Source organism: Acidipropionibacterium thoenii DSM 20276 (genome assembly GCF_000423445.1).
In the GTDB taxonomy this organism is placed as follows: domain Bacteria; phylum Actinomycetota; class Actinomycetes; order Propionibacteriales; family Propionibacteriaceae; genus Acidipropionibacterium; species Acidipropionibacterium thoenii.
Genome location: NZ_AUHZ01000019.1, coordinates 35,758 through 41,757, shown reverse-complemented (window position 1 = coordinate 41,757; position 6,000 = coordinate 35,758). Strand labels below are relative to the sequence as shown.

The 6,000-nt window shown below is 64.2% G+C and carries 9 protein-coding genes; 3 read left to right on the top strand and 6 right to left on the bottom strand.

The features are described from left to right. From G554_RS17630 to G554_RS0107710, 3 genes are all read left to right on the top strand, one after another. Positions 1-99 (top strand): integrase core domain-containing protein (locus G554_RS17630; protein WP_154654223.1); only part of this gene is annotated, 99 nt, incomplete at its 5' end. A gap of 660 nt (positions 100-759) precedes the next feature. Beyond that, positions 760-1,326: a ParA family protein gene (locus G554_RS0107715; RefSeq protein ID WP_051232694.1), complete on the top strand. Its 567-nt coding sequence runs from the start codon at positions 760-762 to the stop codon at positions 1,324-1,326. Further along, positions 1,323-1,556 (top strand): hypothetical protein, encoded by a 234-nt coding sequence (locus G554_RS0107710; RefSeq protein ID WP_027587457.1) that lies wholly within the window; start codon positions 1,323-1,325, stop codon positions 1,554-1,556. Before G554_RS0107715 ends, G554_RS0107710 begins: the two co-directional genes overlap by 4 nt. A gap of 144 nt (positions 1,557-1,700) precedes the next feature. Here G554_RS0107710 and G554_RS18380 read toward each other — a convergent pair whose 3' ends face one another. From G554_RS18380 to G554_RS15340, 6 genes are all read right to left on the bottom strand, one after another. Then, the gene (locus G554_RS18380) at positions 1,701-1,955 is read right to left on the bottom strand and encodes a hypothetical protein (RefSeq protein ID WP_245569995.1); all 255 of its coding nucleotides are present in this window, start codon (positions 1,953-1,955) and stop codon (positions 1,701-1,703) included. Next, positions 1,948-2,217, bottom strand: coding sequence for a ribbon-helix-helix domain-containing protein (locus G554_RS0107700; RefSeq protein WP_027587455.1), 270 nt, complete (start codon positions 2,215-2,217; stop codon positions 1,948-1,950). The genes G554_RS18380 and G554_RS0107700 overlap by 8 nt, the downstream gene beginning before the upstream one ends. Positions 2,218-2,345: 128 nt before the next feature. Then, positions 2,346-3,671: a Y-family DNA polymerase gene (locus G554_RS15350; protein WP_211220435.1), complete on the bottom strand. Its 1,326-nt coding sequence runs from the start codon at positions 3,669-3,671 to the stop codon at positions 2,346-2,348. Further along, the gene (locus tag G554_RS0107690) at positions 3,647-4,051 is read right to left on the bottom strand and encodes a LexA family protein (protein WP_027587454.1); all 405 of its coding nucleotides are present in this window, start codon (positions 4,049-4,051) and stop codon (positions 3,647-3,649) included. The genes G554_RS15350 and G554_RS0107690 overlap by 25 nt, the downstream gene beginning before the upstream one ends. A gap of 202 nt (positions 4,052-4,253) precedes the next feature. Further along, entirely contained in the window at positions 4,254-4,808 is a 555-nt protein-coding gene (locus tag G554_RS15345; protein WP_013161960.1) for a hypothetical protein, read from the bottom strand. An 820-nt stretch (positions 4,809-5,628) separates the two neighbouring features. After that, positions 5,629-5,970, bottom strand: a complete 342-nt coding sequence (locus G554_RS15340) for a hypothetical protein (RefSeq protein WP_013161957.1) — start codon at positions 5,968-5,970, stop codon at positions 5,629-5,631. Positions 5,971-6,000: the final 30 nt, after the last annotated feature.

The following is a 6,000-nucleotide window of genomic DNA, read 5'->3' as shown; positions in this document are numbered from 1 at the left end:
ACCTGGCTCCATCACTACAATCACCACAGACCCCACACCGGGATCGGCGGCCAGACCCCCTCAGCCCGCGTTCACAACGTCACGGGGAAGTACAGCTAGCCCATGTCCACCTACCCCGGAGGGGTTCATCAACCCCTCACACCTCACGTAGATCTGTTGGTACCAACCGCGCGCTGACGCGCGCGAAGGCAGCAACAAAACGAACCATCCGACCCACCTGGCTCCAACGCCTCGCCGCCAGACTCGCCGCACGACTCCCCTGGCTGGCCACAGGCCACATCGGCAGGCTCTGCGATGCCCTCGGCGCCCTGCCCATCAGCCCAGAATGGAGTGCCACAGACATCATCGAGACCCTCGATGCCAGAAACCACCACCTCGGCCTCCTGGCCCTGCCGCCCACCAGCCAACACGACCCAGCCGCCCTGCTAGCCCACCAGCTCGCTGACGCCCTGGCCCACGACATCAACGCCCACGCCAACCGCCTCACCCGCCACGCGCAGCACCAGCAGCAGATCGCAACGCGAGCCCAACAGATCGCCCAAACACGCGCAGACGCCCAGGCCCACGCCGCATACATGGCGGACGCCGCTGCACGGGGTCGCATCAGAGCTCAGCGTGAGCAGCTACGAGCACGACTCCGTGAGGTCCGTCTCCAGCGCCGAGGACACAACGGCAATGTTGCTAGCAAACAAGTAAGTGATCAAGCACATATGATAGGTTGACTGTATGCCCGTTAAGGAACATGCCAGAGTGGTAGCTGTGGTGAACACCAAGGGTGGAGTGGGGAAGACCACCACCGCGATCCTTCTCGCTCTCGCGCTCGCCAAGACCGGCGACACTGTCGAGCTTCGAGACACCGACCCTCAGGGATCGGCCTCCGAATGGATCGACCGCGCACGAGAAGATGGCCAACCGGTCCCGGTGACCCTCACAGTCGCCAATACCAGAACACTCAGCCATCCAAGCCCTGCCGACTGGGTCATCATCGACACCCCCCCAGGCCACGCGTCCACGATCGACAAGGCCATTGACGCAGCAGACTTCATCATCGTGCCCACAGGGGCATCAGCAATGGACATGGACCGTGCCTGGGAGACCCTCGGACTCCTCGCCGATCTCCCCCACGCTGTCCTCATCACCCGAGCCACAGCTCGCACGACAAACCTCGATGCCGTGCAATCAGTCCTGGCCCAGGAGAAGGTCGCCCGCTTCGACACCGTCATCCCGAAGAGAGAGGCGATCGCCGCGGCCTTCGGCGCAACAAACCTGGAGGACCTGTGGGGGTACGAGCAGGTCGCCGAGGAACTAAAGGAGGTGCTCTCATGAAGGACGCGAACAAGAAGGCAGTCCAGGGGATGGCCCGCCGGCCCCATCAGTCTCATCCCGAGGTCGGCAAGACATTCGACAGGAACTCCGAGGATCTCGTTCAGTTCGTCTGCTACCTCACACCCGACGAACGACGACGACTCAAGATCCTCTCAGCTCAGACCGACACCCCCATGACCAAGATCGTCTCCGATCTCATCCGGGCCGAGCTGAACAAGCAAGACATTTAGCAAGCATGCTAGCAAAAAAGTAAGCTTTGTAAATATCACGCATGAATCGGTAGGGACCCGTCACGACCAGCACGATGGAGCCCACGGCCAGCGCTGATCCTTTTCGATGTCCCGGTCGAGTGAGTGGGGAGGATGCTGGGCCTCTCAGATATCGTCGAGATACTTCGACCGGGCCTTCATGGCATGGATGATGAGTTCATAGCCGTCGTCGAAGACCAGGACAACGAGCTCAACGAGTCGGCCGGCGGGATCGGCCCCGATCATGAGCCACCGACGAGGATCATCTCCATCGTCGAGGGGGCGACAGGTCAGGACATGAATCGCGGCGTACAGCACCGAGGAGTCGTCGAGGCTATCGCGGGCATAGTGCTTGCGGGCCGACTGATGCAGTTCAGGCAACACGCGTCCACTCGCGGATCGCGGCGCGAATCGCATCCGACCGGGTGGTGATCCCCTCAGCCTCGGCCTTCGAGGTGAGCGCGGCGATCGTGGCCGCGTCCAGGCGCACTGGAACCACCGATCCGGGTCCATCCCCGACGGGCGGCCGGCCGCGGCGTGGCCTCGGGAGTCGTGACAGGTCGTAACCGGCCTCGGCCTCATCGGCCCAGGCCTGGATCTGCTCGTCGGTGACGGGCTTGCCATGCAGCAGGTGTCCACTCATGCTATTAGTGTATACGAAAAGCACCAAGATATGTATACGAAACAGATTTCGAGAGCCCGTTTGATAGTGAGCAAGCATGCGTGTTGACTAGCGTGCTAGCGAACAGTCTTCATCGCGCGGAGAGTCCGTCATGACGGCATCACGCCGTGACGGTAGCCAGTTCGGCCCAGTGCGTGGTGCCCCGGTTGGACAGCGTCTCGCGGCGAATCTGCCAGTCCGGGGGCTGTGATCCCAGCCCATCCCAGCCCGAGGGACCCTCGGCCGCAGGCCGCGTTGACCTGGTCGACCAGGGGCCCCAGCCGGGTCAGGCGCGGGTCGGGGGAGAAGGGGTCGAGCATCGGCTGGGCGCCGGCCGGCACCAGATCCAGCAACGAGATCCCGGCCCGGACGTACCGCCGGCCGGGCTCGATGCGATCCAGCAGCAGATCGCAGGCGGTCCTGACGATGGTCACCGGATCATCAGCGGGATGAGGGAGCCGGCCAGCCAGGCTCACCTGATGCACGGGGGAGACATACCAACTCGTGGAGGCGAAGACCCACAGCCCGGCGGCCACCGAGTGCTGGTGACGCAGCCGGGTCGCGGCCTGCTGGTCATAGATCGCCAGGACCTGATGCATCTGGGTCTGGTCGGTCACCGGGGTCGAGAACGACCGGGAGAACATGATCTGCCCGGTCCGGTCAGCATCGCGATCATCGACGCTGATGCAGTCGGTGCCGCGCAGCTCCAAGATCGTGCGGGCCACGTTCACGTTGAACCGCCGACGCATGACCCCCGGATCGGCGTCGCGCAGCTGGCGGGCAGTCCGGATCCCCATGGCGGCCAGTCGGGCGTCTAGGCGCCGGCCCACACCCCACAGATCGGCGACCGCGGTCGCCTCCAGGATCGCGTCGACCTGGCCGGGACTGTAGGCATCGAGACTGGCGACATGATCCAGAGCGGGGGAGTGCTTGGCCCCATGGGACGCCAACTTCGCCAGGGTGTGAGTGGGACCGATCCCCACCGAGACCGGGACCCCCAGGTCATGGAGGACCCGCCGGCGAATCCGCCGGCCCATCTCCGTCAGCTCGGCCGGCCGGCCGCGCACCCGCAGGAAAGCCTCATCGATCGAGTACACCTCCACCGCCGGGGTGTACTCACCCAGGATCGCCATGATCCGCGCCGAGATGCTGCAATAAAGCTCATAGTTGGAGCTACGGGCGACCACGCCGTGGCGGTCGGCCCAGGCCTTGAGCTTGAACCAGGGGACTCCCATCTCGATGCCCAGCGCCTTGGCCTCGGCCGAGCGGGCGACCACGCAGCCGTCGTTGTTGGACAGCACCACCAGGGGAACACCCTCCAGCTCGGGGTGGAACACCCGCTCGCACGCCGCGTAGCAGGAGTCCACGTCGACCAGCATCACCCGGGCCCGCCGGCCCGAAGCAGACGGGGTCAGTGGTGCAGATGGTGCAGGCATGTCGTCACCACACCCCAGACCCGCAAGTCACTGATCGGGCGGATCACCGGATAGGCCGGATTCGCCGGCCGCAGCTCGGGCCCGCCTTCGCCCAGGTGCAGTGTTTTGACCGTGAGCTCGTCATCGACGACAGCGATCACCACGTCCCCGTCGACCGGCTCCAGGGACCTGTCGACGACCAGCTCGTCACCGTTGAAGATTCCGGCCCCGATCATCGAGTCCCCGGCCACGCGCACGATGAAGGAGGCCGGCCGGTTGGCCAGCAGGTGCTCGTTGAGGTCGACATCCCCGTCGAAGTAGTCGGCGGCAGGCGAGGGCCAGCCCGCAGGCACCGACTCGGTGGCCACCGGCACACCCATCAGTGCCGTCTCGGTGGCCACCTGGCCCACGACCTAACATGCCCACACCGTAACCGGCGACTCCGACACCCGCCAGACCCGCCACGGTCGCGTCTGGTGGTGGAGAAAGGTGTTGACGTACCGGCCCTTGAGAGCTTAAATGGATCCAACGCCCCACCCGATGGGAACGGGGAAGTAGAGGCCAGGACACCTGCGGTTTCGTAGGGCCTGGCCTTCGCGCTGTCTACAGACTGATCACGATCTCCTGGATCGATGCGGCCACTCGCGCATCCAGCTCTGTGCCGGCGACGCGGGCGTCTCCCAGCGCACCCAGGACGATGTCGGGGGCCCACAGCAGCGGTTCCTCGGCGCCTCGACGCCACTCGGCTCTCAGTTCGCCTGTGATGACACCACGACCGCGCAGACCATCGACGCGGCGTCGGTCGGTCCGATCCTGGTGCGGTGTCCGGGACTCGAAGACAACTTTGGTGACACCGGCCTGGTCCAGTTCCCAGAGGAGACGCTCGAAGCAGCGTCCCCGCGCCCGTTCTTGCCGGATGTCGATCATCGGGGCTCCGATCACCACGACATGATGAAGGCACAGCTCCGGGATCGCGTCGATCACCGGTTTCTTGCCCGCCTCGCCGAGGTCCCTCCAGTGCAGCTTGTTACCTCGTGGGGCGAACCTCGTCAGCACTTCGGCTGCCGTGTCATAGGACTCGGGGCTGGTGATCGAGGCGCCGAGCAGGTACATGGGTTCGCCGACCGTCCTGATACTCTCGTCAATCCAGGCATCCATTGTGGTTCACCACTTCTCGACGAGATACCGAGGGATTCCAGAAGATGAAGTTCGAAAACTCGGTGTCGGCACCAACCGTCTGGGAATATCTGTGATTGATTCCGGTGGGGGAGAGAGTGCCGCGATGATCACCCATTGGAACCCCTCCTCTGTCCTGTCATGCCGGCCGGTCTGGACCGCCCGGATCTCAGCGGAACTATACCACCCAAATCACTAGGGGTAGTGTCGCATAGGAGCTGTCGGCACTAGATGTAGTGATTCTTCTGGTCTGATGCTGGTTGTGATCCCTGACTGGGGCTAGAGACTGGTTGATGCGGAGGGCCACCAGGACAGAAACATAGCGGGTTCCACCGACACTTCTTGTTGCACCGATGGACGATCGGCATCTTGCTGGTCCACATCAAATAGATCAGGGCTCTTTATCGTTAACAGGAGGGGTTGTCGTTTTGCTGGCTTGAAGTCTCTTCCGTCGGCGCTGGGGAGTAGGCACACTGATGTCATGTCTGAGAGTGATCGAGCGTCTGTGACTCCGATCGATGCAGCGCGCTGTCGCCGGCGTGGCGGGGGTCCGGGCAGTGACGCACTGGATCGCATCCTGAACGCCGGAATCGACCTGGCACGTGCCGAGCGCGCCGGGGGTTCACTGGACGAGGCTGAACTGATGGTTCTGGACTGCTGCGATGAGATTGGGGGAGTCCGGGCCATCGTGGCTGCCGAGGCCGGTGACCCGTACCCCAGACATCCGCAGGCACCGTGCGGCAAAGACATCAAGACGTGAAGGAGCCCCGGCCAGATGACAGGGGCTCCGCAGTCCGTTTGCTCAGCGGTGGTCGCGGAACCAGTTGAGGATCCCGCGGGCGTCTCGGATCTCCGTGCTGGACGCGCCCTTCTGGCCGTCGTCGTCCTGGTACGAGTAGTCCGCGCGGATGCCGATCTCGTCGGTGAACGTGTCCGTGTACGTCTCGTCCCGGGTGTACTTGCCGTCGGAGCTCCAGCCGGTGAAGCTCTTCGTGTGCGTGTCCGACCTGCCCCGGTAGTCGTCGTCGTAGTTGTCCACGAAGTCGCCCAGGAACTGCGCCTCGTCGTCGGACAGCCGCGCGCCGGACACGTCGACGTGCTCCCCGATGTGCTCGCGGAGCCTCTTCTTCTCGCTGCGGTCCATTGCGCCCTCCTGGCCTCTCCGGCCGTGCAT

Bases quoted from the DNA above. Each gene is read 5' to 3' on its own strand.
- G554_RS0107710 (WP_027587457.1), top strand. From the start codon at position 1,323: ATGAAGGACGCGAACAAGAAGGCAGTCCAGGGGATGGCCCGCCGGCCC.
- G554_RS0107700 (WP_027587455.1), bottom strand. From the start codon at position 2,217: ATGAGTGGACACCTGCTGCATGGCAAGCCCGTCACCGACGAGCAGATC.
- G554_RS15350 (WP_211220435.1), bottom strand. From the start codon at position 3,671: ATGCCTGCACCATCTGCACCACTGACCCCGTCTGCTTCGGGCCGGCGG.
- G554_RS15345 (WP_013161960.1), bottom strand. From the start codon at position 4,808: ATGGATGCCTGGATTGACGAGAGTATCAGGACGGTCGGCGAACCCATG.
- G554_RS15340 (WP_013161957.1), bottom strand. From the start codon at position 5,970: ATGGACCGCAGCGAGAAGAAGAGGCTCCGCGAGCACATCGGGGAGCAC.